Genomic DNA, 25,333 nt, shown 5'->3' on the forward strand with positions numbered 1-25,333 from the left:
AAGGCTTCGCCACTAATACCCGAACCGATAAAACCTTGGCAAACGGCAGAGTAGGTGTCTTGTTGCTCGGTGAGTGATAAGGCCATTTCTAACTCACTAACTTCGAGCAAGTTAACGTTTGGTATAGGCAGTTTTACGAAGACTTTCAAAAGCCGAGCGAGTAGGTCAGCTGCTTGTCCCATTGCGACATTCGCTATTTCTTGCATGCAGTCGCGGGTGCCAATATTGCCGATTTCACCTTTCTTAATTATCGGTGCTCTTGCAGGCGTAGCAGGAGCGGCTGAGGGCTCTGGTGCTCTGTAAAGGCCAAATTTCTCAAGTAGCTCTGTGAGCGCTTCAGTCGAAGTAGGTTTCTTAATGAAGTCGATTGCGCCTAGAGCCTTAACGCGTTCATGTGCTTCAGGTTGAATATCTCCTGATACGACAATTACCATCGTTGGCAAATCTTGTTTCTGAATCTGCTCTAAGGTTTCATAACCATCCATGACTGGCATGTTGAGGTCGAGAAACATAATGTCTCCCAAGCCTTCTTTAATGGCTGCCAATGCTTCTTCACCATGTTTCGCAAATGAAACTTCTATTTCCCAGTCACTTGGCAAGGTTCTCGCCATTTGCTTTCTAGCTACGCTGGAGTCGTCGCAGATCAGGACGCGTGTTGTCATATGAAAAGGTCTTTCCACGGGATGTATTTATGATTACTAATTAAAGTGCATGAATGCCCATTCAGCAAGTCTTCAGGATAATTAAAGTTCCATATTCAGAGCAGTCATGACCCCATGCTCTGAATGGGGTATACTGGAGCGTTTATTAGTCTCAGGTATTAGTCTGGAAATCCAATTTAACAGGGTTTCTGGGCTGTAAGTGTGTGTCGACGGAGTCTTTTAGGTGAGTGATATTAAGAGCAGGGTGAACACTTATTTGTATGCAGCACAAACACAAGCAAAGCAGGCAGAGACAAGTACTAATGCTGCGCTTGCACAGGCTGCCGTTGTTGGCGCTAGTTTGAGTTTGAAGTATGCCTGGGAAGCCTGGCTAGAAGAATTATCAGCCTATTTAAAGATCCCTGCTGACGCCTTGCAAGATGAGTCTTCAGAATTGGCGCAGAATATGCCCGATTGCCAGTTCCTGTTTGCGCAGAAGCAGGAGCAAGGAAGTTGGTATCAACGCTTGTTGGCTTTATCTGTTGACCCTCTGCTCTACAGAGAAAATTCGCCGCATTCTAGGCAAGCAGCTAGCACAGAAGCAAGTGTGCCTCGAATTGAGGTTATTAATTTGACCGAGACAGCTATTGAAGGTGATAGAGAGCTGACTTTGTTAGAACTTATTGAAGAAGTAAAAACTTATATTCAGCAAAGGCGAGAGCAACAAACAGAATGGTAAAGAAGGCCGCAGGTACTATATAACTTACCTGGTGAGCAGGTTTCTATATAAATTTGGAGTTTGAATGAGTAGCGCATTTTTAGAGATAGTTGAATTAGAAAACGGTAGCTTCGCCTTGAAGCGAATGGATGATGACGGCGAATTCTTGGTCGAAATCCAATTTTCAGAAGAGGTTGAAGGCTTTTTGGGGGAGCATAAAGCAGCGATAGCGAAAGCAATGATCGGTGCGGGTGTTCAAGCTGCCGGGGCACTATCTAAATCGATTGTCGAAGCTGAAGAAAAAGAGCGTGAAGACCGTATATTACATTAATTCGAACAACCCTCGGTTGGACAAAAAACATAAGAGATATAGTTAGGAGTTAGTATGGAACTGGTACAGTTTGAGTTGCAAGATAAAGTAGCCACGATCAAAATTCAAAACGGTAAGGTGAATGCAATTTCTCACCAGGTCATTGCAGAATTGAATGAAGCGCTTGATCATGCTGAAGAGACCGGAGCGGTGGTTATTATCACTGGTCAGGAAGGTATATTCTCGGGTGGATATGATTTGAAAACCATGCAGAAGAGTATGGATCATGCGACTGCGCTTGTGGCAGAAGGTTCTACTTTAACGCGTAGAATGTTGGCTTTTCCTACGCCAATTATTGCTGCATGTAGCGGTCATGCGATTGCCAAAGGCTCCTTTATTCTTTTATGTAGCGATTACCGTATTGGTGCTAAAGGTCCATTTAAGCTAGGCCTGAATGAAGTGGCGATTGGTATGACAATGCACCAGGCAGGCATTGAAATGGCGCGTGGTCGTATCCCGACAAACTACTTTAATCGCTCGGTAATGAATGCAGAAATCTTTGATGTTGAAACGGCTGTTGATGCAGGATTTTTGGATAAGCTTGTCGATGCAGATCAGCTAATGACTGAAGCTAAAGCGTTGGCTGAAGAGTATAAAAAGCTGAATATGAAGGCTCATCACGGTACTAAGCTAAAATCACGCAAAGCCTTACTGGAAGCAATGGATGCTGCGATTGAAGTCGATCGTACGACGACTTTCTAAACCTTCCTTGTTACATAGAGGGCTTCGAGCCCTCTACCGAATGACCTTCACAACTTGAGACTCAACATGCATATTCATATTTTAGGTATTTGTGGCACCTTTATGGGAAGCTTGGCGGTGCTGGCCAAAGAGATGGGTATTAAAGTGACTGGCTGTGATCAGGGTGTTTATCCACCAATGAGTACGCAGTTGGAGTCTCAAGGCATTGAGCTAATTTCCGGCTTTTCGGTAGATCAGTTAGAACTTGGTGCAGATCTTTATGTTATCGGTAATGCTATCAGTCGTGGCAACCCCTTGCTGGAAGCTATTCTCAATCAAGGTTTGAAGTATACTTCCGGGCCAGGCTTCTTGGCAGATCATATCTTGCCAGGAAAGTGGGTGATGGGTGTTGCCGGTACGCATGGCAAAACCACCACCAGCAGTATGCTTGCCTGGATTTTGGAATATACGGGTATGTCGCCTGGCTTCCTGATTGGAGGCGTGCCTGAAAACTTTCCTTGTTCGGCCCGCTTGGGTGAAACGCCGTTCTTTGTCATTGAAGCCGATGAGTACGATAGCGCCTTCTTTGATAAGCGTTCGAAATTTGTCCATTATCGCCCTCGCACTTTTATTGTTAATAACCTTGAGTTCGATCATGCAGACATCTTCGCTGATCTTGCTGCAATCCAGACTCAATTTCACCATGTTATTCGAACCATTCCAGAAAATGGGCGAGTAATTTATCCAGAGAATGTGACGGCCATTGATCAGGTAATCGAAAAAGGTTGCTGGTCTGAGCAGGAAGTATTTTCTGATGATCAAAGTACAACAGATAAAGCTATCTGGAAAAAGCTAAGTGAGTCAGGCAGTTCATTTCAACTGATCTTGGCAAATGAAACCGTACAAGTCGATTGGAACATGACTGGCGACCATAATGTTCAAAACGGTGTTGCAGCAATGCTGGCTGCTCGCCATGTTGGCGTAAGTCTAAAACATGGTGCCGAGGCCTTATCCTGTTTTGGTGGTGTGAAGCGACGCATGCAGTTGTTGGCTTCGGTTAATGATGTACATGTTTATGATGACTTCGCCCATCACCCGACGGCTATCCAAACCACCTTGGCTGGCTTGCGTAATAAGGTTGGTCAGGATAAGATGATTATTGCGCTAATCGAACCTCGTTCAAATACCATGAAGATGGGTGTTCATGCTCAGACGCTATTAGCCAGTGCTGAAGAGGCCAATCATGTGGTTTGGGCAGACTTGTCGGATATGACTTGGTTGGATGACTTGATTGCTCAAACGGCAAGCAAGCAAAGCACTAAGCATGAGCTTGGCAATACCCTTAATGACTTAATCAATAAGGTAAAGTCTAAGCTCTCGGGTGAAAGTCATATTGTGATCATGAGCAATGGCGGCTTCGCAGGTATTCATGGCAAGTTAGTGGAAGCGCTAGAGGAACAGGTGAATGACTAAGGTGGTCGAACCGGTATCAATAGCGATTACTGGTGCATCGGGCGCGCAGTATGCTCTGCGCTTGATTGAATGTTTACTAAAGCAGAGCGTGCCGGTTTACCTGATGGTGAGCAAGGCAGCGCATATTGTAATCGCCACAGAAACCGAATATAAGTTGCCCGCACAAGCAGCACAAATGGAATCCTTCCTCAGTGACCATTTTTCTGCCGAGCCCGGAATGATTCGTGTTTTTGGCAAAGAGGATTGGATGTCTCCTTTAGCATCTGGCTCCGGTGCACCGAGTCGAATGGTGGTTTGCCCATGTAGTACAGGGTCCTTATCAGCCATCGCAACGGGAGCAAGTAATAACCTGATCGAACGTGCCGCTGACGTGGCTTTGAAAGAGCGTCGTCAGTTGATACTAGTTCCCAGAGAAGCACCTTACTCAGAAATTCACCTAGAGAATATGCTCAAGCTCACGCGTATGGGGGCAGTTATCCTCCCGGCAAGCCCAGGTTTTTACCATCAACCAAAGTCTATCGAAGATATGGTCGACTTTGTTGTAGCACGTATCTTATCTCAATTGGGCTTGGAACAGTCTTTGATGCCGAAATGGGGTGAGTAAGTTTTCAACGGGGTCAGACTCGATTGAAACTCTTCGTAGTTAGAACATTCCACGGCTCGCTGGCGGTTTAGCACGGGGAAAGTTTTTTCGAGGGGGAATCTGCTTAAGCTTTGATATGCTTAATATCGTCTCCAGTCAGCTCAAAAGCCTGTCCAAAGCCTTTCACATAAGTACCTGAAACCGCAGTTAGTCTGAATAGATGAAAGTCGGGTAGAGAGCGAAGCAGCTTCACTGTATTTCCATGACGTTTTTCAAAGCCATCAAGAATATTGTTCCATTCAGGGTCTTCTTGCTTGAGTTCTTCTGCTTTGCACTTAAGGTTTAGTCGCTTGCGGGCAAAAACGTTTTTGCTCTTGTCTTCATCTTCAATGATCAAAATAGAGAGACTGGGGTGAGCAAGTAAATTGTGCGTGTGTGTCGCAAGCTGACTGATAAAAATGTAGTAAGCTGAGCCCGTTTTCAGAAAGGGGGTATAGCTGATGCACGGCTCTTTATCTTTTCCAAGTGTTGCTAATTGGAGTGTCTGAATTTGCTCGTTGAGTTCAGCGATTTCAGTTTGAATTTGCTCTGTACTGATTTCAGGGTTCTTTGCCATGGTGTTTACTTTTCTAGCTGTTTTATCGCGCCTTGCATCATTGCTGAGTTAAGCACTTGTGTGCCCCGCTTAGAACGATTTGCCTCAAGAATCAGTGCAGCGGCAACATCGTGAGCTTGAATCGCTTTTAAATTGCCAGGGAGTATGCCCATAAATACTTCACCTAGCTTTTCAGCTGGACGAAATTCACCTCTGTCGCCGAGTAATAGGCTAGGCCTAGCAAGTGCTATATGAGGATAATTGAGCTCAAGTAGCTGATGTTCCAGTTCGCCTTTCATTTGCATATAGTAGGAGAACGCTTTCACCTTGGCACCATGCGCAGAGACAAGGCCATAATAGCGAGCGCCGTTCTGAAGACCTAGCCGTGCAACATTCAAAGGAAAGGTGACATCTATTTCGTAGTAAGCTTCTTTATTTGGCGTTTTACGAGTAGTAGAACCCAGGGCGCAAAATATATCGTCTACTTTTTTGGGTTCGGGAGCGCTGAGCTCACGGTAGTTGACTGGCCATTGTTCAACCTTAGGCAGCTTGGCCCAAGAGGCACTTGAAGGTGAGCGGACGAAAGCAACAACACGTTCATAAGCGGGATGTTGATTGAGCAAAGAAACCAAATGACTACCGATTAGTCCGTTTGCGCCAGCAACCCATGCTGTTTTCCCCATGAACTTCTCCATTTACGTATCACTTGCTTGAGCTTGAAACAAAAAAGGCTTTGAAACAGTGCTTCAAAGCCTTCTAGTAATTTATGATTGAAATTAACGGCCAGACCAGTTTGGCGGACGTTTTTCAAGGAAGGCACGTAAGCCTTCTTTTTTGTCGGCTGTTTCGATCAAGGCTGCTTGAGCAAACTTTTCCATAGCCAAGCCAGAGTGTTGTCCTGCCTCAAGGCCATAGTTGACCATCGACTTCATAAACTGAGGAACGAGTGGCGCAAACGCGGCAATTTGACCTGCCATTTTATGTAGCGTCGGCATAAGATCTTCTGGCTCAAGCAAACGGGTAATTAAGCCTATTTGATAAGCGCGGTCAGAATCAATGGTTTCACCCATTAATAACATTTCCATGCCCCAAGCTTTACCAACAATACGTGGTAAACGCTGAGTTGCACCACCACCAGGAATAATACCTAGCTTGCCTTCAGGTGTTGCATATTTGGAGTTAGTCGTACCGATACGAATATCGCAACCCAGTGCCAGCTCCAAGCCACCGCCCATACAGATACCATTGATGGCGGCGATAGATACTTTCTCACTACGCTCACAGCGTTCAGCAAAACCTTGAACAATCGGTTCAAGTGCTTTCTTAATATCTCGGTGTTCTACTTCGTTAAGGTCTGAACCTGAAGCAAAGGCTTTCTCGCCCGCACCGGTTAAACCGATAACGCGAACCTGAGGGTCGGCTTCAGCTTCAGCAAAAGCGTTATGAAGGTCATCCAGCGTCGCTAACGACACCGCGTTATGCTTTGTTGGTCTGTTAAGGGTGATTAATCCCAGAGGACCAATTACTTCATAAAGTATATTTTCGTACGCCATTGCCACAAAATCTCAAAACAAATTAGTTTACATACAGCATGTTAACAGAAGTTTGTATCCCGACACCGAGGCGATTGGCCTAATGCTCTGTTAACACTTTAATCTAAGGGGTAAGCAAGTTACATAATGGTGACGCGCCCGTCAACCTATTATGGTCGATATGCGCTATTTGAATGGCCATATCGTCTTCTTTATAAATCAATTTATTTGCCAGATAGGGGGCGCTATCTTTACAATACGCCCACATTTAGATCGACGTATTATTTCGCTAGGAAAAAATAATGACTCAAACATACAAGATTGCGGTTCTCGCAGGTGACGGCATTGGCCCAGAAATTACAGAGCAGGCTTTGCGTGTATTAAAGCTAATTGAAGAAAAACGTGATGTTGTTTTTGATTGCATCGACGGCCCATTCGGAGCCAGTGCTTACTTCTCACATGGTAAGTCTTTCCCTCAGGAAACGATTGATCTATGTGATACAGCGGATGCAATTCTTAAAGGCCCAATCGGCTTGAGCCATGAAGAGTCTGAGAAGATTCCTGTAGAAGAGCGTCCTGAGCGTGGTGCTTTATTACCAATGCGTCGTCGTTTGAATACCTATGCAAACTTTCGCCCGATTTCTTTGCCAGCAGGTATGGCTCATTTCTCACCACTTAAAAAAGAAGTAGTGGGCAATGGTATCGACATCATGTTGATTCGTGAATTGATCGGTGGTCTTTACTTCGGTGGAAAAGAAAGTGGTAAGACTGAAGATGGCCTTCGCTATGTAAAAGAAACCTTGGATTACGATGAAAGCCAGATCCGACAGATTTTGGAAGTTGCTTTTAAAGAATCTATGAAGCGTAAGAAAGTTCTTCACAATATTCACAAGAGTAATGTATTGATCTCTTCTGTACTTTGGAACGAAGTGCTTGAAGAAGTTGCTAAAGATTACCCTGAAGTAGAAGTCATTCACATGTTGGTTGATGCAGCTGCGACTCACCTATGTTTGAACCCAGGTCAGTTTGATGTCATGGTCATGGAAAACATGTTCGGTGATATCTTGAGTGACCAGGGTGGCGGTATTCTTGGTTCTCTAGGTCTAATGCCATCAGCATGTATGGGGCCTGAGAAAGCATACTACGAACCTTCTCACGGTTCTGCACCAGATATTGCTGGCCAAAACAAAGCTAACCCATACTCAATGATTGGTTCTGTTGCATTGATGCTGGACATGAGTTTTGGTTTGGAAGAAGAAGCGAAAGCGGTTTGGACTGCTATGCAGAGCGTCTTCGAAGCAGGCTTCTCTACAAGTGACTTGTCTAAGCCTGGTCAGGGCATCGAGATTCTAAGCACAACAGAGTTTGCTGATAAGGTAATGGCTAAGTTGGAAGAATTGCTATAAACCAGCAAAGAAATTAAAAAAGGGGAGCCATAGCGGTTCCCCTTTTTTGTTCTTGTAGGCAGAGCCTTCCACGGCTCGCTGACGGGGTAGCACGGGGCAGGCTCTACTTGGGAAACAACTCAACAATCTCCGCACTTTCCGCAGGCTTGCTGCTTTGCTCCTGTAAATACTTTCGTGGGTTTGCCAATGCCAGTTGTAGTTCCACAAACGAATCATGCATCATTTCTGAAAGTCTCATACAGGACGATAATGGGCTTCTGGCACCTTGCCTGGCCATATTTATCCTGAACTGCACTCCTTTCAAACGGCGCTGAAGTTCAATAGGTGCTTGCTCGATTGCTTGTTGATAGAGCTCTTCACGGTAACGCTCAAATGCTTCTGGCTTGTTCGAAGCTAAGTATCTTAGTTTATCAAAATCGATCGGGACGATACGAGAGTCCTGATTACCTAAGTGAGAAGACTCCGCTTCTTTAAAGTTTGATCCATCGTGCACGGTAACGACCTCTTACTGTTACAAAGTGTTAGCGATATTTTATCGGTGCGATCAAAAACTGTACAGCTAGAAGGTGTGGGCAGGTCCACGAATTTACAAGATCTCTGCAAAATTTTGTGAAATCACTTAGATAATAGCGGTGATGATTTTGATGCCAGTTTTTCAAGCACTATAAAGTGATTATTCGTCTAAGTTGTGCGCAAGCTTCGTATGATAAAAATGTGGCTTTGTAAATCTTATAGTCAATGTTTCAAGTGAGTTAACATTTGGCTTTATTACTTCAAGACTTCTGCAATAATACTGGCAATATCTATAGTGTTTGTTGAGTGGGGGACGGTGTTACAAGTTAGTATGTCTTTGATCGGTGCTTTAGACATTTCACAGTATGCATCTTCAGAGAAAAGTGCGTGCACACCAATGCATATAGGCTCTTGTAAACCTTCGGCTACAAGCGCTTCGGCAGTACGAATCATGGTCCGACCTGTCGAGATAATATCGTCAATAAGTACGGGGGTTCTTTGTGCAAAGTCTTGAGCATTTGGGCTCGAAACTTCTACGTTCTTATCGCCGAAACGTTGTTTTTCTAGAATTAAGTAGGGGCAGCCAATCATGTCTGCTGCCGCCGCAGCCCATTGCTCACTTTCACTGTCAGGGCCAACCACCAAGGGGGTCTCAATATTTTCTTTAACCCATGAGGCTATTAAAGGGTTAGCTTGCAGAGTGTGTGTTTCCATTGTGTAAATTTCACCCAGTGAATGGTAGCGATGCAGGTGAGGGTCGATGGTGATTAAGCGATCTAAATACTGATTTAACAACTTAGCGTAATAGCGTGAAGTCAGAGCCTCTCCTTCGTGAAACTTAATATCCTGACGCATATAGGGAAGATAAGGACAGACTAAGGTAATACTGGCTATTCCAAGCTCGCGTAAGGTTTCGCAAAGATAAACCAAGGGTAGAAACTTTGAATTTGGCTGGTGCATATTCGAGACTATAATGGCTTCACGCTGCTGGTAATCGCTATGTACTCTCATGTAAGTTTCACCATCAGGGAACTGGCGGTGTTCCAACTTGGCAGGTTCTGCATTTAACTCCGTAGATAGCGCAGCGAATAGCTCAGGTGCAGCGTAGAGGTCAAAAATTAAAGGTTTCATAGAGTTTCTTCCTCAATTCGAATAGCATCAGGGTGAGCGCTTAGAAAGTCGATCGCATATTCAAGTTCACCTTTTGTTTCTGCGTGCAGTTCAAAAAGTGGTGTACCAATATCGACTATATCCCCTAAATGGGTCTTAAAGAGTATACCGGCGGCAGCTGCAGAGGGCGCGCCAGCGAGTTTAGCCAGTTTACTGATAAAGCGGTTATTGATGTAACAAACTATACCCTGTTTATCCGAGAATACCTCATGACGATAGGGGGCCTTGGGTGGTTCCCTCATACCTCCCTGCGCCTCACATATAGCTTGGAATTTTGTCCAGGCTTTGCCTGAATCCAGAATTTCTGTGGCCCTATCAAGGCAGTGATTCGGCTCTGCCGCATCGCCCATTTCCAAAATCTTTGCAGCAATCAGTAGTGCTCTCTGTCTTAGGTCTTGAGGTGCTAGCGGGCTATTTTGTAGTACGGTTAAAATATCTTGCGCTTCCAAGGCAGGGCCGATGCCGAAACCCACGGGTTGTTGGCCATCTGTCATTAGGCAGGATATTTTTAATCCTAAGGCTTCACTGCTTCGTTCTAGCTGTGTCGATAGTTTTGTCGCGTAGTCCATATCGCGAACTTTGGCGGTAATGCCAACCGGCAAATCGATTAAGGCATGTGTTGACCCGGCAGCCACTTTTTTGGATATCACCGATGCGACCAATTGGCCTTCGCTATCAAGGTCGAGTGCACGTTCGACACGAATCAGAATATCATCTGCCGGGCTAAGGCTAACTGAGCCTCCCCAGGCAATACAGCCGCCTTCTTGTTCAACTACTGATCTCATTTGCTCAATGCTCAAGGTCACGGGAGCAAGAGTTTCCATGGTGTCGGCGGTACCGGCAGGTGAGGTAATACCGCGTGAGGAAGTTTTCGGCATGATCAAACCGGCAGCACTTACAATAGCGACGACGATGGGTGTCGTTCTATTGCCAGGTAAGCCTCCAACACAGTGCTTATCCATCACCTTTTCACTGCCCCACTCGAGTTGACTACCTGCATCGACCATGGCCTTGGTAAGGGAAATAATTTCGTCGGTATTGAGTCGGTTTCCTGCACAAGCGGTGACAAAGGCGGCTAGCTGAATGTCAGAATAGTAGCCTCTCGTGATATCGTGAATAATATGCTTGCTAGAGTAGTCGTTAAAACTATTACCGTAGACTTTGCCGCGAACTGCGCTCATCGAATCGGCCGGTTTTGCATGGGAAAAGTAAGCCCGTTCGCCTTCATCGGCACTCAGTAATTTCCATGCCGACTCGGACAGGCCAACCTCCTGACGAGACAAGTCTCCATTAGTCACCATATTTACTGTTGCAATAATGCTGTTCTTTTCAGTGGTGATACGCACACGACTTTGGGCATAAAATCCCTCAGAGCGACAGACGTGGCAATTTTTATGCATATAAATGACAGGCTCTTGATGCGTGTCGATATGCATTCGTTTTAATTGCAGGAAGTTAAGTTCCTGTTGGGCAGTTTTGTTGGGCTCACTGGTGCGGCTCATTGCGTTACCTGATTTTTCTTATACGAATATTCATAAAATAACATGAAATTATTCATGGGCGTCAATAATTGATGTCGTGACTTGATATCGGTCGGTTCATGGAGCGTTTTAACACTATATTATTGTAGCCAGAGTCTTCTACTGTTAACTGGCCGTGAGGTTCGGGGAAGGTTCATGTGAGGAGTGGAACTCCTTGCCTAGCTTAACTGAGTGATGGCTTCCTCAAAACATATATACATTTTAGGCCTTGATTTTGTATGCTTGGAATAACGAGTCTAAGGATAAGAGCATGTTAAAAATAAAATTTATCGGTGGTGCTGGTACAGTTACAGGTTCCAAATACCTTCTGACTATAAACGACAAGAAAGTCCTGGTTGACTGCGGTATGTTTCAAGGGGTAAAAAACCTACGAGACAAGAACTGGCAACCGTTTCCGATCGATGCCTCAAGTCTCGACGTTATCTTACTGACTCATGGGCATGTAGATCATAGTGGTTATATTCCTGCTCTTAAGAAGGCCGGATTCAAGGGTGTAATCTATTGTAGTAGTGGTACCTTAGACCTGTGTGGTGTGCTTCTACCTGACGCCGGTTTCCTTCAGGAAGAAGATGCTCGCTACGCAAATCGAAAAAGATTCTCTAAGCACTCTCCTGCGTTGCCTCTTTATACGGAAGAGGATGCGAACGCATCGCTGGAATTATTTGAACCTGTCTCGATGAATAAGGAAATAGAGATCCTTAAAGGGGTGAAGGTTGAATTCAAGCCGGTTGGGCATATCCTGGGTGCCGCCTCTATTCGACTTAGCGCCTTGGGAAGAAGCATAACCTTTAGTGGAGACGTTGGTCGCTCTGATGACTTGGTAATGAAAGCGCCTCAAAAGCTAAGTGAAACAGATTACTTGGTGGTAGAGTCGACTTATGGTGATCGACTACATGAAGATATCGATGCCTTTGCATTCTTTGAAGAAATCATCAATAAAACCAGTAAGCGCGGTGGCATTGTCTTGATGCCTTCCTTTGCGGTTGGCCGTACGCAAATTAATCTTCATATTCTTCAAGAGCTTAAGAAACAGGGGCGAATACCTGACTTACCCATATTTCTCAATAGCCCCATGGCGATTACGGCGACCGAGATCTATTGTCGGCACAATAAAGAGCACAAGCTTAGTGCCAGCCAGTGTGCTGAAATAGACCATGGAACTCATTTTGTACGCACCGCTGAAGAGTCTATCGCACTTAATGGCAGTTCTTATCCTTCAGTAATCATCTCTGCCAGCGGTATGGCAAGTGGTGGCAGAGTTTTACACCACTTAAAAAATCTCTTACCGCATCATCAGCACAGTATCGTTTTTATCGGATTTCAGGCACCTGGAACGCGAGGTGATACCCTGGTCAGTGGTGCTGCTGAAGTCAAAATACACGGCCAGTACTACCCTGTGAAAGCGGAGGTTTATCATAGTGGTAGCCTGTCTGCCCACGGCGACTATCAAGAAATTATTGACTGGTTGCGTGCGTCAAAGATCTCCCCCAAGCAAGTGTTCGTTACCCATGGTGAGCGTAGTGCCTCTGACTCAATGCGTATGAAGATAAAAGAGCAGTTGGGTTTGAAAGCTTGTGTACCGGAGCCTGGTCAGGAATTTGAACTGAATTAGTAAATAGTCTCGGTCAATAATTAAGGTTGGATATGGAGCAATTTCAGTTACTAGAGTTTATTTCAGGAATCGGGGTATTTCTATTTGGTATTGATCAACTAGAGAAGGCCTTGAAGGCTTTAAGCAGTCGTTCCTTGAAAGTCATGCTGCGCAAGCATACAACTCATCCTTTAAAGTCGATACTAGGTGGGACGGTCGCAACAGCCATTCTGCAGAGCAGTTCGGTTGTTGGCTTAATGACGCTGGCCTTTGTCGGGGCCGGTATTCTCGATATGCGCAATGCGCTGGGGATCATTCTAGGGTCTAATCTGGGAACAACGTTTACCGGCTGGATCGTTGCAACCTTGGGCTTTAAGCTCAGTTTGTCTGCTTTCTATCTACCGATGCTGGGTCTGGGGTGTTTAGGTTTAGTTAGCTTTGGTGATGATAAAAAGCTCCGTCACATGAGTCGCCTATTAATGGGCTTAGGGCTGTTGCTGATGGGCTTGGTGCTGATGAAAGATAGCATTGAGGCTTTTTCGCAAAGCTTCGATGTCTCTATATTCAAAGAGTATGGAATTTTTGTTTTTTTTCTAGTGGGCGTTATCTTCACGGCCATCATTCAATCCAGCTCCGCGACAATGATGATCACCTTGAGTGCACTTAATGCTCAAATAATTGGATTAGATCAAGCGGCGGCATTAGTGATCGGTGCAGACCTAGGAACCACCGGCACTGTTATGCTCGGTGCCTTAAAAGGAACGCCAATTAAAAGGCAGGTGGCAGCAGCGCACTTCTTTTTCAACCTGATCACCGATTTATTGGCACTCCTATGTTTGCCTTTGCTGTTGAAAATTATCAATGATGTCTACCAAGTCGAAGACCCTTTACTTGGTTTGGTCGCCTTCCACAGTACCTTTAATGTAATTGGTATTTGCCTCTTTATTCCCTTTTTGGGGGCATTTGCACGCATGCTGGAAAGGCTCTTCAAAGAAGATACCAGTGCCATTAATTGCCATATCAAGTCAATTCCAGAAGGTGAAGTGGAAGAATCCCTCTTGGCCCTGGAGTCAGAGTCAATTCATCTATTTAGCCGTGTATTGGTGTTAAATCTGGCCTGTTTTAATATTAATACCCTTAATATTAAACAAAGTAAATTGATTGGCTCAGAGCCGGAGAATGCAGGGTATTTGAATGATACGGATCAGTTTGATGATGGCTATGAAGATATTAAACAGCTAGAAGGTGAGGTCGTAGAGTTTGCTTATCGTGTGCAGAAAGGGCGCGTTGAAACAGATCAATCTGAGCGTATTGAGCAGATATTGGAAGCAATTCGAAATGCCACCTATGCCGCCAAGGAGGTTAAAGATATTCGTCATGATCTAAGCTATCTCAGACAGTCTGATAACCTCTTTATTTATAATACCTATCAACAAATTATTGCTCAGGTAGAGGCTTTTTATTCCGGGGTGAGTGACTTATTTAACCATCGCAATGAGGTGGTTTTGTTAGAAATGTACACGGAGCTTAAACGTAATACTGATGAGCATAAACAAGTCGTAACCCAAGCGATATATTCCGATAGTCAGGAACACAAATTGACGGAGCAGGATCTATCAACCATGTTGAATACAGTGGGTGAGGTGAGCTTATCGCAAACTTTGTTACTAAGAGCGATGCAAAGCTATTTGTTCTCGGAAGCCTCTAGTCGTAACTTGGCATCGGCTGTTTAGAAAGGTGAGTCTATGAAGCTGGTTTTTATACATGGCTCGGGTATGAATAGTGTGGTTTGGGAGCAGCAGCTTGTGCATTTCAGCCACTCGGAAGCGGTTGATTTACCGGGACATCCTAATGGCCCAAAGCTTAAAACTATGGAAGACTATGTACAGTCTGTTGGCACTTATCTCGATACGCTAGACGATGTCATACTGGTCGGGCACTCCTTAGGTAGTGCCGTGGTACTGGCTTTGGCAGCGCAAGGGCACCGCTCGCTCAAAGGGATGGTTCTAATCGGTGCAGGTGCTCGTTTAAAAGTTCTGCCAACTTTATTAGATAAACTTACTGACCTGTTCGCTAAAGGGGACGACAGGATTCCCGAGTCTGTGCTGGCAATGAATCATAGAATTGATGAGCCGCTACGCAGTAAAATTAATGCCGCAATGCAGGAAAATGGAGCAGGTGTTTTACTAAGAGACTTGCAAGCATGCAATGGCTTTGATCTGATGAACGAGCTAGCGAGTATCGACTTGCCTAGCTTAATCATAGTGGGTGATCAGGATATTATGACCCCGCCCAAATACGCTGACTACCTCAAGAAGGCTTTAGCTAATGCAAGTCTGGCTCTTATACCGGGTGGCAGTCATATGGTATTTGCCGAGCAAGCAGATGAGGTGAATGCCAGAATAGATAGCTTCATCAATACACTCTAATCATACCCGTAAACAGAGGGTTTCACCCCTCGCTAGAATCTGCCACCGTGCTAAACCGCTAGCGAGGCTCGGAGGCCTCTGCCTACGAATAATAGAAATTGCTACCTCATAGAATATTACCATTTTGCGGTTTGCTTCCTTTTGCAGGGTGTAGCTGATGTTATAGAATTCTCCGCTCAGAAGAGAATAATAGGTAGTCACGAAATGGAAGCTTATCTGCAGGCTTGCCCCTATATCGATTGGCAGCACGAAGCCGTGCAACGTCAGGCAAGTTTGTTAGCGCAAGGAAGGCAAAATTGCTACGTAATCGCCCAAAGGTGTTTTGAGTTTGTGCGTGATGAAATAAAACACAGTTGGGATTACCGATTGAATCCGGTAACGGTTTCAGCTTCTCAGGTGCTTGAACACGGAACAGGTTTTTGTTACGCAAAAAGCCACTTATTGGCTGCTTTACTTAGAGCGAATCAAATTCCGACTGCGATATGCTATCAACGTGTACGTCTCGATGACACCCCTAGCTTTTGTTTGCATGCACTAAACGCTGTGCACCTGCCTGACTATGGTTGGTACCGTATCGATGCACGTGGGAATACCCCTGAAATCGACGCTCAATTCACGCCTCCAGTTGAAAAACTGGCAATTGAGCGATATGGTTTGGGAGAGTTTTTTCTCGAAGGGCTCTATGAAGCGCCCTTATCATCTGTGACCAAGCTACTTGAGAGCTGTGAAACGATAGAGCAAGTAGCTCAGCGTTTAAGTGAAACTGATACTTTGGGCCATCAAAGCAATGAATAAAATGCCATTCTCTCTTCAGGTGACTATATTTCTTGTCACATTCTCGCTATTAGCTATTTATATGGTTGGCGGCTTAGAAACCGAAGATGGTAAAACTCTCTTGGTGATCGTACTTATTGGTGGCTTGATCTCCACACTCCGAGCAGCCTACCTAAGAAATAAGCAAATTAAGAAAGCGATAGCGCGTCAAAAAGAGCTGTCTTGAGCTTAACTCATCAGCTTTGCTTTTTTCGTCGCACTAACTGGCTCAATAAGGCTCTAAGCTTCGCGGGTTTAAGCGGTTTGCTTAAAAAGTTGAAGCCTTGCCCTTTCGCTATACTCGCCAACTCTGGTTCGGAGGCGGCTGAAATGATGCAGACGGGAACGTCTTGCCCCCATATCTCTAATAGCTCATTCGCTAATTTGATACCGTTTGAATACTTGTCTTCGCCTTCATCATGCGTCAGCTGGTAGTCCATGAGTAGCACGTCAGGTACAAAGTGTTTGGTACTATCATCGAGAATACTTTCGGCACTGTTGTAAGACAGCATCTTGCAGTTCCATTTGTTGAGCAGTGCTTCGGTAGCTTTAAGGTTTTCCTGTTGGTCATCAACATAAATGACATTTAAACCTTCGATATCGCTTTCATTAGCGATCTCTTGCGGAGCCTCGATGATTTTGGGTAAGTGGCTTTGAGGTAAGGATATAGAGAAACAGCTGCCCTTCCTTAGTTTTGAATCGAGAGAAATGGGGTGTTGAAGTAGTTCTGCTAAACGCTCTGCAACAGCCAGCCCTAGGCCTAAACCGGCAATACTCTTTTGAGTCGGGGCTCGATAGAAGTCTGAAAAAATACGCGCCTGGTCGGTTTCCGCGATGCCTGAGCCAGTATCATAGACGCACACTCTCACGCGTTCACCTTCGCGACGGCAGCCGACCAAGATCTTACCGCTTTCGGTATATTTAACAGCATTAGAAAAGAAGTTTTGCAGGATTCGTCGCAGATATTTTTTATCGGACTCTACCACCAGTGAACTGGGTACGAAATGTAGTTCAACCTCGTCCTTAACCAATACTTTAAATTCATTTACCAGGGGTTGAAGGATATCGTCTAATTTGAATCGGCTGAGTTGTGGCGACAGGGTGCCGGTATCCAGTCGGGCTATTTCGAGTAGTGAGGATATGATACTTTCGGCGCTTAGAATCGCATCCCGAATTTGCACGATAGTGCTCATGTCTCGACGGTCTTCTTTTACATCTAGCAAGGTATTGGCATAGAGCTGAGCGGCGTTGATTGGTTGTAAAATATCATGGCTGGCTAGGGCCAGAAAGCGCGATTTAGTGGTATTCGCTTCTTCTGCCACGGCTTTGGCCTTTAGCAATTGCTCTTCAACTTCTTTTCTCAGTTCAATCTCTTTACGTAAATCCTGATTGATAGATTCAATCTGAGCGGTACGGCTTTGCACGCGTTGCTCCAAGTAAAGATTGTTTTGTTCGAGTTCATCCTGAGCGGCCATAAAGTCGGTGATATCGTCATAAGTGGTGACATAGCCTCCATCGGGAAGAGGGTTGCCCTTTATCTCGATAACGTGGCCGTTATGATGCTTGCGTACAACACGATAAGGCTTTCCTTGCATCAAATGTTTAAGACGTCGTTGAACATGCTCGTCAATGGCCCCAGGCCCCAATAGTCCGCGCTCAGCATTGAAGCGAACCAAGTCAGAAACTGCAATTCCGATTTGCAGCATGCCTTGGGGATAGTTAAACATTTCTTCATAGCGACGATTCCAGGCAATCATATTGAGGTCTCCGTTGACGACGCTAATGCCCGAAGAAATATTATCGAAGGACGCGAATAAAATATCCTGATTGAAACGCAGTGCTCGGGTCGTTTCTTCAAAGATATTAACGACTTCTTCTACCGCCAGCTTCTGACCACTCCTCAGGCTTTCTATCATGGCCTGAGAGGAGGCAACGCCAACAATGCCAGATAAGGATTGTTGGGCTTTTTTGATCAGTCGAGCGTCGGCTGTATTACCGCTGGTATGGTCGTATTCACCAAAGAGTTTGTTAGTGATGCTGCTGCCAACAAACTGTTCCAAAAGTGAGCGCAGGTCGAAGGTGCTAATATCGTCATAATTTTGGTATTCCGAGGCACGTTTTTGGGACTGGTTAGTAAAAGCCAGGGCTTGAATTCGGTCTGATAAAGTTGTTCTGTTTTGACGTGAAACGACGATAGTGGTGAGGATATTGGCGAGTAAGCTTAGAACCACACCTCGACTGAATTCATCGCTAAAGCTTAAACCAAAGAGAAACTCTGGGCGCAACCATTTTACACCCAGAGGGCCTTGCGAAAGTAAATCTTTTGATACCATGCCGGTATCAACCAGTAGCGGCAGCATTAAGGTATAGGCCCAAGTGATCAGTCCTGCTGCCAGCCCGGCATAGATTCCCGTGGCATTACTTCGCGTCCAATATAGCCCAAAAATAATAGCCGGTGCCAGTTGAACAGCTAATGCAAAAGCTGTCAGGCCGATACTGGTCAAGGCTGCATTTTCAGCAAAAACGACCTGATAGAGATAAGCAAAAATAACGACCAGAACCACAGTCAATCGGCGCGCAAAAATAAGCGATTGTGTGTAGTCTTTAAAACGATTCGCCCCTTTTTGACGACGCATAATGATTGGTAGAATAACGTCGTTGCTTAGCATTTGGCTTAAGGTGACGGTTGCCACGATGATCATTGCGGTTGCCGCAGAAAAGCCACCCAGAAAGGCAATTAAAGAAAGTGTTTGCTGCTCTTGAGCCAATGGGATTGAGATGACATAGGTATCTGCCGAGACTTGCCCATCTGCAAACATCAGGTTTCCTGCCTGAGCGATAAAGTAGATACACAAACCGATGAGTGTCAGGTAAATAGGAAAGACATACCTGGCGGTGCGCAAGTGATTTTCTGATTGGCACTCGACAAAGGCTATATGGAACATTCTAGGCAGGCAAAAAATAGCGCACGCCGAAAGAAACATTTCAACAAAAAAGCGCAGGTCAATTGAGTCACTGACCGCGATAGTATTTAAGTCTTGCTTACTTAATTCAATTTGCTCTGGTGAAACGCCGCTCATCCAATAGAGTGCAAAACCCGTGACAAAAAATAAAGCCACTAGTTTGATCAGGGACTCAAAGGCCACAGCACTAACCAAACCTGCATGATAGCCAGAGACATCAAGCTGCCGGGAACCGAACAACAAAGCAAAGCCTATCATGCTGAAGGCGATCAGCAGGGTGACATCCTGATTACCGACCTGATGGGTATCGATGATCAAAGACAAGGTGTCTGAAACTGCTTTTAGCTGTAAAGAAATATACGGTACTGTCGCCAGTAAAATCACCAGGGTCGTGGTCGCAGCAATGCCTTGGCGCTTGCCGTAACGGGAGGCTAAAAAGTCGGCAATACTATGAATATGCTCTTGCCGACAAATTAGAAAAATCTTATTCAAGATTGGCCACCCTAGTGTAAACAGCAGTATCGGGCCAAGCAAAATTGGCAGGAAATCCCAGGTAGAAGTTGAAGCTGTTCCGACTAAACCATAAAAAGTCCAAGATGTGCAGTACACGCCCAAGGCCAAGGCATAGACATAAGGATGGCGAGACCAGGAGTCTTCAGAGAAGCGTGTTTGGTCGCCTTGTCTTGCAACCCAGAATAACAGAGCGGTATAAGCGATGATGGCAGTAAACACTATGCTGGCTGACACGATGACCTCTTCATTTAATTATTATTTCTGGAGTATTCGCTATGTATATACAGCTTGCTGACTATCGGTGAATAAAAACCAGTGCTGTATCGCATTTTTCATATAGTAAGGTCTACTACTTTAGTCGTAACTTAGACCAAAGTCTTGGTCCCTTCTCCTAAATTACTTGCTAGATTGGCCTTGGCTTCTGGAAATAAAAGAAGACCTGGAGGCTGTCGGAGAATTGCGATCGGGTAACGGTTTACCGAAAGATCGTGATTCTCCGACAGTCTACTTTAGCCTTAAATGTAAGGTTCAACTAAGCGGAGATGTGTCATGCAAGAAAATAATAATGAGCAAGCATCTGCGTACTGGCAATACAATATCAAACTCATGCTAAAGCTGTTATGCATTTGGTTTGTCGTATCGTTTGTATGCGGAATCCTACTGGTCGATGTACTGAATCAGATTCAAATTGGCGGCTATAAATTGGGCTTCTGGTTTGCTCAACAGGGCTCGATGTATAGCTTTGTTGTGTTGGTCTTTTATTACGCAAAAAAAATGGCGGCACTTGACCGCGAATTTAACGTAGAAGAATAGGAGGCTGATATGGAACTGCAAACCTTAACTTATATCGTGGTGGGTATTACATTTGCTATGTATATTGGCATAGCCATCTGGGCGCGTGCCGGGTCTACCAAAGAATTCTATGTGGCCGGTGGTGGTGTTCACCCCGTTGCAAATGGAATGGCAACCGCTGCTGACTGGATGTCTGCCGCTTCGTTTATCTCAATGGCGGGTTTAATTGCTTTTTATGGCTATGGCGGTTCGGTCTTCTTAATGGGCTGGACAGGTGGTTATGTATTGCTGGCAATGTGCTTGGCACCTTACCTAAGAAAGTTTGGTAAGTTTACCGTACCAGAGTTTATTGGCGACCGTTTCTACTCTAGAACTGCTCGTATTGTCGCAGTGGTTTGTTTGATCGTAGCTTCGGTAACCTATGTTATCGGCCAGATGAAAGGTATCGGTGTCGCTTTCTCCCGCTTCCTTGAAGTGGATTACGGAACAGGCTTGTTAACCGGTATGTGCATTGTTTTTTTCTACGCCGTCATGGGCGGAATGAAGGGCATTACCTATACGCAGATTGTTCAATATTGCGTATTGATATTTGCTTACACGATTCCGGCTGTCTTTATTTCTTTACACCTAACCGGAAATCCGATTCCACAGCTTGGATTGGGCAGTACTATGGTGGGTAGTGAAACCTTCTTGCTTGATCGACTCGATCAAGTCGTCTCGGAACTCGGTTTTGCTGAATACACCACACAGGCTCGGCTCAGTACCACGAACATGTTTGTTTATACCATGTCTTTGATGATTGGTACGGCGGGCTTGCCTCACGTGATTATACGCTTCTTTACGGTTCCTAAAGTGAAGGATGCGCGAACGTCTGCTGGTTGGGCGCTAGTCTTCATTACCATTCTCTATACGACTGCACCTGCTGTGGCAGCGATGGCACGCTTGAACCTAATGAATACTATTGAACCTGCTAAAGGCGAGCACCTTGTTTATGACGAGCGTCCTGATTGGTTCAAAAAGTGGGAAACAACAGGCTTGTTGAAGTTTGAAGACAAGAATGGGGATGGCAAGGTTCAATACACGTCTAACAAAGAAACAAATGAAATGGTGAAAGTGGATCGTGACATTATGGTTCTTGCTAATCCGGAAATCGCGCAGTTGCCTAATTGGGTTATTGCCTTAGTTGCAGCGGGTGGTTTGGCTGCCGCACTCTCGACCGCTGCAGGCTTATTGCTGGCTATTGCCTCGGCAATATCACATGACTTACTCAAGGGTGTCTTTAGGCCTGACATTTCAGAAAAGAATGAACTCATGGCGAGTAGGGTTGCCATGGCAGGAGCCATTGCCTTTGCAGGCTATCTCGGCTTTAACCCGCCAGACTTTGCCGCGGGTACCGTCGCCTTAGCCTTTGGCTTGGCAGCCTCTTCGATCTTCCCGGTCTTAATGATGGGTATCTTTAGCAAGAAGGTGACCAAGGAAGGTGCAATCGCGGGTATGATTTCCGGGATTGGTGTGACACTGCTTTACGTCTTCCAGCACAAGGGAATCATGTTTGTGGCTAGTACGTCTTTCTTAGGTGATATGCCAGCTAACTGGTTCTTGGGAATTGAGCCGAACGCCTTTGGTGCGATCGGTGCCGTGGTTAACTTTACCGTTGCCTTTGCTGTGTCGAAATTGACGGTTGAGCCTCCACAGCATGTTCAAGATTTGGTTGAACATATCCGTGTACCGGCTGGCGCTGGTGAAGCGCATGCGCACTAAGTTAGTGAATGAGAATTGATATTGTGGCCTCTTGGCGCTGGTCGTGTTGCGGCGCTAAGATTTTTTTGGGAAGTCTGCGGTTTAGGCTTCCCCCTTTTTCCTTCACTTGATGATAGATGGAGAATAAAAATGTTTAAAAACAAACATATGACGACAGCGATGGTGGTTGCACCCTTGCTCGCGATTGTGAGCTATTTTGCGACGGACTATATTGTTTCGGATATTCCTGAAAGCGCTGCACAGGGTGAAAGCTATGCCATGGTGGCCAGGTCTAACTGTCGTTATCAGAGCGGGCAATGTACCTTTAGAAATGGGGATTTAGAAGTTAAGTTTCAGCTGGTACAAACTGGCGGTAGTCAGCCAGTTCTAAAAGCGCGATCAAATCACCCTTTACAGGGAGCACAAGTTGCTTTGGTTAGTGAACAAAATAAAGATGCTCAGCCGCTAATGTTAGAAAAATCAGATGATGCGGGAGAGCAGTGGGCTATCTCACTACAAGGCCCAATTGATGATAAGAATGAATTACGAGTGGCGATGTTAGCAAATTCGACCACATTTTACGGCAGCACAGAAACAACGTTTTTCCAGTATGACACGATTTTTCCCAGAGATGATTGGTAGAGGCTTGCGCCGTTTGAATACAGGGTCATAAGTTTATGGAGCTAGATGATAAGAAACAATTTCTATCACAGTGCCCGCCTTTTAGTGCGTTAGGGGATGCTGCGCTAGAGCTGTGCCTGAAGAAGTTATCTATTTGCTATGAGAAAGCAGGCACCGAGATACAACAACAAGGCCTTGATGAAACACTTTACTTACTACGTTCTGGCAGCGTCGAGCTCAAAGACGCTCAAGGTCTATTTCTAGACCGCTTAAGTAGCGGTGATATCTATGGTGTTGGCGGTGAACAAAGGCCTGACGCCACCACAACTCAATTAACTTACCTCGAAGACAGCCTGGTTTATTGCCTGCCAAAGAGCTTTATAGACAGACTGTCGACCGAGAACGATACCTTTGCGCTGTTTTTCTCCCGTGAGACTGATAAGTCTTTGCAGATCACTGAACAGGCGAGTCACGACGCCACGGCGTATAGAGATTACCGACTCAACCAGCTGGTGTCGGAGTTGATGGTTAAGTCGCCTTTGTGTGCATCGAAAGAGACCAGTATTCAAGAAGCTGCCTTGCAGATGTCCGACGCAAAAGTGAGTTCTATCTTGCTTTTGGATGAGGGGGAATTGTGTGGGATATTGACGGACAGAGACCTTCGCTCTCGTGTTTTAGCTAAAGGAATCGACCCTCAGCTTCCGGTTTCTGAAGTAATGAGTACAAGCCTGAGAACGATAAAAGCCGATCAAACAGTGTATGAAACACAGCTGTCTATGATGACAGCGAATATCCATCATCTTCCCGTTGTCGAGAATGCGAAACCGGTTGGAATTATTACGCTGAATGACTTTATCCGTGCTCAAAATAGTGAACCGGTTTATATGATTCAGGCAATTAACCGAGCCAGTAACCGGGATACGCTTTATTCACTCAGTAAACAGTTGCCTGAACTGACCTGCAAGCTTATTCGCGCCAATGTTAGAGCCGATGAGATTGGCCGGATCATTACCTCGATCACCGATAGCATAACTCGTCAGCTGATTGTCCTTGCTCGACAGACTTTTGGAGATGAACCATGCGAATACGCCTGGGTGGTATTTGGCTCACAGGCTAGACAAGATCAGATGCTTGGCTCAGATCAAGATAACGGTATGATTCTCGATGATGCTGCAACACAGGAAATGGAAGATTACTTTAAACGCTTTGCTGAATTCGTAAATGAAGGCCTGGACAAATCAGGTTTGAAATATTGCCCGGGAGAGGTGATGGCGCAGACTGATAAATGGCGTCAGCCTTTAGAGGTTTGGAAGCAGTACTTTACTCGCTGGATCCGTCAGCCTGAACCCAAGGCGCTAATGCATGCCAGTATTTTTTATGATATTCGCCACGTTGCTGGCAAGCGTGAGCTGACGAAGTCTTTAAGTAACTTGGTATTGGAGGAGGCTCAAAAGAACACCATCTTTCAGGCATGTATGTCAGAAAATGCGCTTCAGACCTCACCGCCTTTAGGCTTTTTCAAAACCTTTGTGCTAGAGAAAGATGGCAATCACAACCCGGTATTGGATCTAAAACTACGGGGCACCGTGCCGATTGTTGCCCTGGTTCGTTTGTACTGCTTGATGAAAGGAATTGAAGAGGTAAATACCAGTAACCGGCTACAAGCTTTGGAAAGTGCAAAAGTACTCTCTGCCTCCGAAGCGAGCAACCTAAGAGATGCTCATGAGTTTATTGCTCGTTTGCGTTTGGATAGTCAGAGTAGGGCAATGATGCTGTCGCAGCCAGCGACAAACCACTTAAACCCGGATGAGTTATCTCCTTTGTTGAGGCATCAGCTTAAAAGTGCGTTTTCGGTTGTTGCTGAAAGTCAGCGCTTGTTAAAAATGCGGTTTGGTCATGGTTCTATATAAGCTTCAATACTGGTTAAAAAAACGGAATTGGTATCGCCAGGCACAGCGAACGCCGATCGCAGAGCTTTATGCCCAGCCTTCCTTGTCGGGGGGGACGAAGGTGATAGATCAAGACTTTCTGGTAGTCGATTGTGAAATGAGTGGTTTGGACCCGAAGTCGAATGAATTGCTGAGCTTAGGTTGGGTGCGTGTAAAAAATGGCCGGATTGATTACGCAACACGAAAACATCTGCTGGTGCACTCCAAGCAAACGGTAGGAGAAAGCATTCAGATACATGGCTTATGTGATCAGCGATTGGCCGGTGCCTCGAGTGTGTCGATGGCTTTGGGCTTGTTAGCTAAGCATGCAGAAGGTGCAGTATTGGTGTTTCATCATGCTGTACTCGATATCGCCTTTATTCAACGTGCGGCATTCAACTGCTTTGCTTGCCCATTGCTGTTTTCTTATATCGATACCATGCAGATAGAGCAAGGGCGCTTGGCGCGAAGTGGTCAAAGTGCGCCTTTGCAGCTAGCATCTTGTAGGGACCGCTATGGTTTACCCGCTGCTTTTCAGCACAATGCAATGTTTGATGCCGTGGCAACCGCTGAGTTGTTTTTGGCGCAATATTCCCACTTAAAGTCGGCTAGAGGTCTTAGCCTGGAAGGTTTAGCGCCCAGAGTCAGCTAGCTTTTCCATATTTCAGCTACTTTCTGCGGGAGTAGCATCTATACTCTTGATATCAATGCTCAGGAGCC

Annotated in this window: 24 protein-coding genes; 16 read left to right on the forward strand and 8 right to left on the reverse strand. The window is 45.4% G+C overall.

Annotated features, from left to right (window positions below; translation table 11 throughout):
* Positions 1 to 662 (reverse strand): response regulator (locus A3756_RS04080; RefSeq protein WP_156490257.1); only part of this gene is annotated, 662 nt, incomplete at its 3' end.
* A 223-nt stretch (positions 663 to 885) separates the two neighbouring features.
* On the opposite strand from A3756_RS04080, the gene A3756_RS04085 reads away from it, so the two are divergent.
* The 5 genes from A3756_RS04085 (at position 886) to A3756_RS04105 (ending at position 4,487) form a co-directional block, all read left to right on the forward strand.
* Complete coding sequence (locus tag A3756_RS04085; RefSeq protein WP_068552970.1) at positions 886 to 1,380, forward strand: DUF6586 family protein; 495 nt, start codon at positions 886 to 888, stop codon at positions 1,378 to 1,380.
* Positions 1,381 to 1,444: 64 nt separating this feature from the next.
* Entirely contained in the window at positions 1,445 to 1,690 is a 246-nt protein-coding gene (locus A3756_RS04090; RefSeq protein ID WP_068509110.1) for a hypothetical protein, read from the forward strand.
* Positions 1,691 to 1,744: 54 nt separating this feature from the next.
* A complete protein-coding gene (locus A3756_RS04095; protein WP_068510566.1) occupies positions 1,745 to 2,431 on the forward strand; it encodes a crotonase/enoyl-CoA hydratase family protein in 687 nt (228 codons plus the stop codon).
* A 66-nt stretch (positions 2,432 to 2,497) separates the two neighbouring features.
* Positions 2,498 to 3,883 (forward strand): UDP-N-acetylmuramate:L-alanyl-gamma-D-glutamyl-meso-diaminopimelate ligase, encoded by a 1,386-nt coding sequence (mpl, locus tag A3756_RS04100; RefSeq protein ID WP_068510564.1) that lies wholly within the window; start codon positions 2,498 to 2,500, stop codon positions 3,881 to 3,883.
* Positions 3,876 to 4,487 carry a flavin prenyltransferase UbiX gene (locus A3756_RS04105; RefSeq protein ID WP_068510562.1) on the forward strand — a complete coding sequence of 204 codons (612 nt, stop codon included), beginning with the start codon at positions 3,876 to 3,878 and terminating at the stop codon, positions 4,485 to 4,487. Before mpl ends, A3756_RS04105 begins: the two co-directional genes overlap by 8 nt.
* 103 nt (positions 4,488 to 4,590) lie before the next feature.
* On the opposite strand, the gene A3756_RS04110 is transcribed toward A3756_RS04105, so the two are convergent.
* The 3 genes from A3756_RS04110 to A3756_RS04120 form a co-directional block, all read right to left on the reverse strand.
* On the reverse strand, positions 4,591 to 5,082 hold the full coding sequence (locus A3756_RS04110) for a HugZ family protein (protein ID WP_068510560.1): 492 nt from the start codon (positions 5,080 to 5,082) through the stop codon (positions 4,591 to 4,593).
* 5 nt (positions 5,083 to 5,087) lie between these two features.
* Complete coding sequence (locus A3756_RS04115; protein ID WP_068510361.1) at positions 5,088 to 5,744, reverse strand: NAD-dependent epimerase/dehydratase family protein; 657 nt, start codon at positions 5,742 to 5,744, stop codon at positions 5,088 to 5,090.
* Between the two features lie 93 nt (positions 5,745 to 5,837).
* The gene (locus tag A3756_RS04120; RefSeq protein ID WP_068510362.1) at positions 5,838 to 6,614 is read right to left on the reverse strand and encodes an enoyl-CoA hydratase/isomerase family protein; all 777 of its coding nucleotides are present in this window, start codon (positions 6,612 to 6,614) and stop codon (positions 5,838 to 5,840) included.
* A 281-nt stretch (positions 6,615 to 6,895) separates the two neighbouring features.
* Here A3756_RS04120 and leuB point away from each other — a divergent pair, with 281 nt between their 5' ends.
* On the forward strand, positions 6,896 to 7,999 hold the full coding sequence (leuB, locus tag A3756_RS04125) for a 3-isopropylmalate dehydrogenase (protein ID WP_068510364.1): 1,104 nt from the start codon (positions 6,896 to 6,898) through the stop codon (positions 7,997 to 7,999).
* A gap of 103 nt (positions 8,000 to 8,102) precedes the next feature.
* Here the strand turns inward: leuB and A3756_RS04130 are convergent, their stop codons facing one another.
* The 3 genes from A3756_RS04130 to A3756_RS04140 form a co-directional block, all read right to left on the reverse strand.
* Complete coding sequence (locus A3756_RS04130) at positions 8,103 to 8,492, reverse strand: DUF3135 domain-containing protein (protein WP_068510366.1); 390 nt, start codon at positions 8,490 to 8,492, stop codon at positions 8,103 to 8,105.
* 275 nt (positions 8,493 to 8,767) lie between these two features.
* Positions 8,768 to 9,643, reverse strand: coding sequence for a ribose-phosphate pyrophosphokinase (locus A3756_RS04135; protein ID WP_068552971.1), 876 nt, complete (start codon positions 9,641 to 9,643; stop codon positions 8,768 to 8,770).
* Positions 9,640 to 11,184 carry a thymidine phosphorylase family protein gene (locus A3756_RS04140; RefSeq protein WP_068510370.1) on the reverse strand — a complete coding sequence of 515 codons (1,545 nt, stop codon included), beginning with the start codon at positions 11,182 to 11,184 and terminating at the stop codon, positions 9,640 to 9,642. The genes A3756_RS04135 and A3756_RS04140 overlap by 4 nt, the downstream gene beginning before the upstream one ends.
* Before the next feature lie 289 nt (positions 11,185 to 11,473).
* On the opposite strand from A3756_RS04140, the gene A3756_RS04145 reads away from it, so the two are divergent.
* From A3756_RS04145 to A3756_RS04165, 5 genes are all read left to right on the forward strand, one after another.
* Positions 11,474 to 12,835 (forward strand): MBL fold metallo-hydrolase RNA specificity domain-containing protein, encoded by a 1,362-nt coding sequence (locus A3756_RS04145; protein ID WP_068552972.1) that lies wholly within the window; start codon positions 11,474 to 11,476, stop codon positions 12,833 to 12,835.
* Positions 12,836 to 12,867: 32 nt separating this feature from the next.
* On the forward strand, positions 12,868 to 14,547 hold the full coding sequence (locus A3756_RS04150) for a Na/Pi cotransporter family protein (RefSeq protein WP_068516580.1): 1,680 nt from the start codon (positions 12,868 to 12,870) through the stop codon (positions 14,545 to 14,547).
* Positions 14,548 to 14,559: 12 nt separating this feature from the next.
* Positions 14,560 to 15,243, forward strand: a complete 684-nt coding sequence (locus A3756_RS04155; protein ID WP_068516584.1) for an alpha/beta fold hydrolase — start codon at positions 14,560 to 14,562, stop codon at positions 15,241 to 15,243.
* A gap of 204 nt (positions 15,244 to 15,447) precedes the next feature.
* Positions 15,448 to 16,038 (forward strand): transglutaminase family protein, encoded by a 591-nt coding sequence (locus A3756_RS04160; RefSeq protein ID WP_068552973.1) that lies wholly within the window; start codon positions 15,448 to 15,450, stop codon positions 16,036 to 16,038.
* On the forward strand, positions 16,031 to 16,243 hold the full coding sequence (locus A3756_RS04165; protein WP_156490258.1) for a hypothetical protein: 213 nt from the start codon (positions 16,031 to 16,033) through the stop codon (positions 16,241 to 16,243). Before A3756_RS04160 ends, A3756_RS04165 begins: the two co-directional genes overlap by 8 nt.
* 10 nt (positions 16,244 to 16,253) lie before the next feature.
* Here the strand turns inward: A3756_RS04165 and A3756_RS04170 are convergent, their stop codons facing one another.
* On the reverse strand, positions 16,254 to 19,766 hold the full coding sequence (locus tag A3756_RS04170) for a PAS domain-containing hybrid sensor histidine kinase/response regulator (protein WP_068552974.1): 3,513 nt from the start codon (positions 19,764 to 19,766) through the stop codon (positions 16,254 to 16,256).
* Positions 19,767 to 20,081: 315 nt separating this feature from the next.
* On the opposite strand from A3756_RS04170, the gene A3756_RS04175 reads away from it, so the two are divergent.
* The 5 genes from A3756_RS04175 (at position 20,082) to A3756_RS04195 (ending at position 25,265) form a co-directional block, all read left to right on the forward strand.
* A complete protein-coding gene (locus tag A3756_RS04175; protein ID WP_068516597.1) occupies positions 20,082 to 20,345 on the forward strand; it encodes a DUF4212 domain-containing protein in 264 nt (87 codons plus the stop codon).
* 9 nt (positions 20,346 to 20,354) lie between these two features.
* Positions 20,355 to 22,085: a sodium:solute symporter family protein gene (locus tag A3756_RS04180; RefSeq protein WP_068552975.1), complete on the forward strand. Its 1,731-nt coding sequence runs from the start codon at positions 20,355 to 20,357 to the stop codon at positions 22,083 to 22,085.
* 129 nt (positions 22,086 to 22,214) lie between these two features.
* Positions 22,215 to 22,706 carry a hypothetical protein gene (locus A3756_RS04185; RefSeq protein WP_068552976.1) on the forward strand — a complete coding sequence of 164 codons (492 nt, stop codon included), beginning with the start codon at positions 22,215 to 22,217 and terminating at the stop codon, positions 22,704 to 22,706.
* Between the two features lie 35 nt (positions 22,707 to 22,741).
* Positions 22,742 to 24,595, forward strand: a complete 1,854-nt coding sequence (locus A3756_RS04190; RefSeq protein WP_068552977.1) for a DUF294 nucleotidyltransferase-like domain-containing protein — start codon at positions 22,742 to 22,744, stop codon at positions 24,593 to 24,595.
* Entirely contained in the window at positions 24,582 to 25,265 is a 684-nt protein-coding gene (locus A3756_RS04195; protein WP_068516611.1) for a 3'-5' exonuclease, read from the forward strand. Before A3756_RS04190 ends, A3756_RS04195 begins: the two co-directional genes overlap by 14 nt.
* Positions 25,266 to 25,333 lie beyond the last annotated feature (68 nt).

This window comes from Oleiphilus sp. HI0086, assembly GCF_001635225.1.

What these genes read in the sequence shown, in the direction of transcription:
- A3756_RS04090 (WP_068509110.1), top strand. Translation starts at nt 1,445, where the DNA reads ATGAGTAGCGCATTTTTAGAGATAGTTGAATTAGAAAACGGTAGCTTC.
- A3756_RS04095 (WP_068510566.1), top strand. Translation starts at nt 1,745, where the DNA reads ATGGAACTGGTACAGTTTGAGTTGCAAGATAAAGTAGCCACGATCAAA.
- mpl (WP_068510564.1), top strand. Translation starts at nt 2,498, where the DNA reads ATGCATATTCATATTTTAGGTATTTGTGGCACCTTTATGGGAAGCTTG.
- A3756_RS04105 (WP_068510562.1), top strand. Translation starts at nt 3,876, where the DNA reads ATGACTAAGGTGGTCGAACCGGTATCAATAGCGATTACTGGTGCATCG.
- A3756_RS04110 (WP_068510560.1), bottom strand. Translation starts at nt 5,082, where the DNA reads ATGGCAAAGAACCCTGAAATCAGTACAGAGCAAATTCAAACTGAAATC.
- A3756_RS04115 (WP_068510361.1), bottom strand. Translation starts at nt 5,744, where the DNA reads ATGGGGAAAACAGCATGGGTTGCTGGCGCAAACGGACTAATCGGTAGT.
- A3756_RS04120 (WP_068510362.1), bottom strand. Translation starts at nt 6,614, where the DNA reads ATGGCGTACGAAAATATACTTTATGAAGTAATTGGTCCTCTGGGATTA.
- leuB (WP_068510364.1), top strand. Translation starts at nt 6,896, where the DNA reads ATGACTCAAACATACAAGATTGCGGTTCTCGCAGGTGACGGCATTGGC.
- A3756_RS04135 (WP_068552971.1), bottom strand. Translation starts at nt 9,643, where the DNA reads ATGAAACCTTTAATTTTTGACCTCTACGCTGCACCTGAGCTATTCGCT.
- A3756_RS04140 (WP_068510370.1), bottom strand. Translation starts at nt 11,184, where the DNA reads ATGAGCCGCACCAGTGAGCCCAACAAAACTGCCCAACAGGAACTTAAC.
- A3756_RS04145 (WP_068552972.1), top strand. Translation starts at nt 11,474, where the DNA reads ATGTTAAAAATAAAATTTATCGGTGGTGCTGGTACAGTTACAGGTTCC.
- A3756_RS04150 (WP_068516580.1), top strand. Translation starts at nt 12,868, where the DNA reads ATGGAGCAATTTCAGTTACTAGAGTTTATTTCAGGAATCGGGGTATTT.
- A3756_RS04155 (WP_068516584.1), top strand. Translation starts at nt 14,560, where the DNA reads ATGAAGCTGGTTTTTATACATGGCTCGGGTATGAATAGTGTGGTTTGG.
- A3756_RS04160 (WP_068552973.1), top strand. Translation starts at nt 15,448, where the DNA reads ATGGAAGCTTATCTGCAGGCTTGCCCCTATATCGATTGGCAGCACGAA.
- A3756_RS04165 (WP_156490258.1), top strand. Translation starts at nt 16,031, where the DNA reads ATGAATAAAATGCCATTCTCTCTTCAGGTGACTATATTTCTTGTCACA.
- A3756_RS04175 (WP_068516597.1), top strand. Translation starts at nt 20,082, where the DNA reads ATGCAAGAAAATAATAATGAGCAAGCATCTGCGTACTGGCAATACAAT.
- A3756_RS04180 (WP_068552975.1), top strand. Translation starts at nt 20,355, where the DNA reads ATGGAACTGCAAACCTTAACTTATATCGTGGTGGGTATTACATTTGCT.
- A3756_RS04185 (WP_068552976.1), top strand. Translation starts at nt 22,215, where the DNA reads ATGTTTAAAAACAAACATATGACGACAGCGATGGTGGTTGCACCCTTG.
- A3756_RS04190 (WP_068552977.1), top strand. Translation starts at nt 22,742, where the DNA reads ATGGAGCTAGATGATAAGAAACAATTTCTATCACAGTGCCCGCCTTTT.
- A3756_RS04195 (WP_068516611.1), top strand. Translation starts at nt 24,582, where the DNA reads ATGGTTCTATATAAGCTTCAATACTGGTTAAAAAAACGGAATTGGTAT.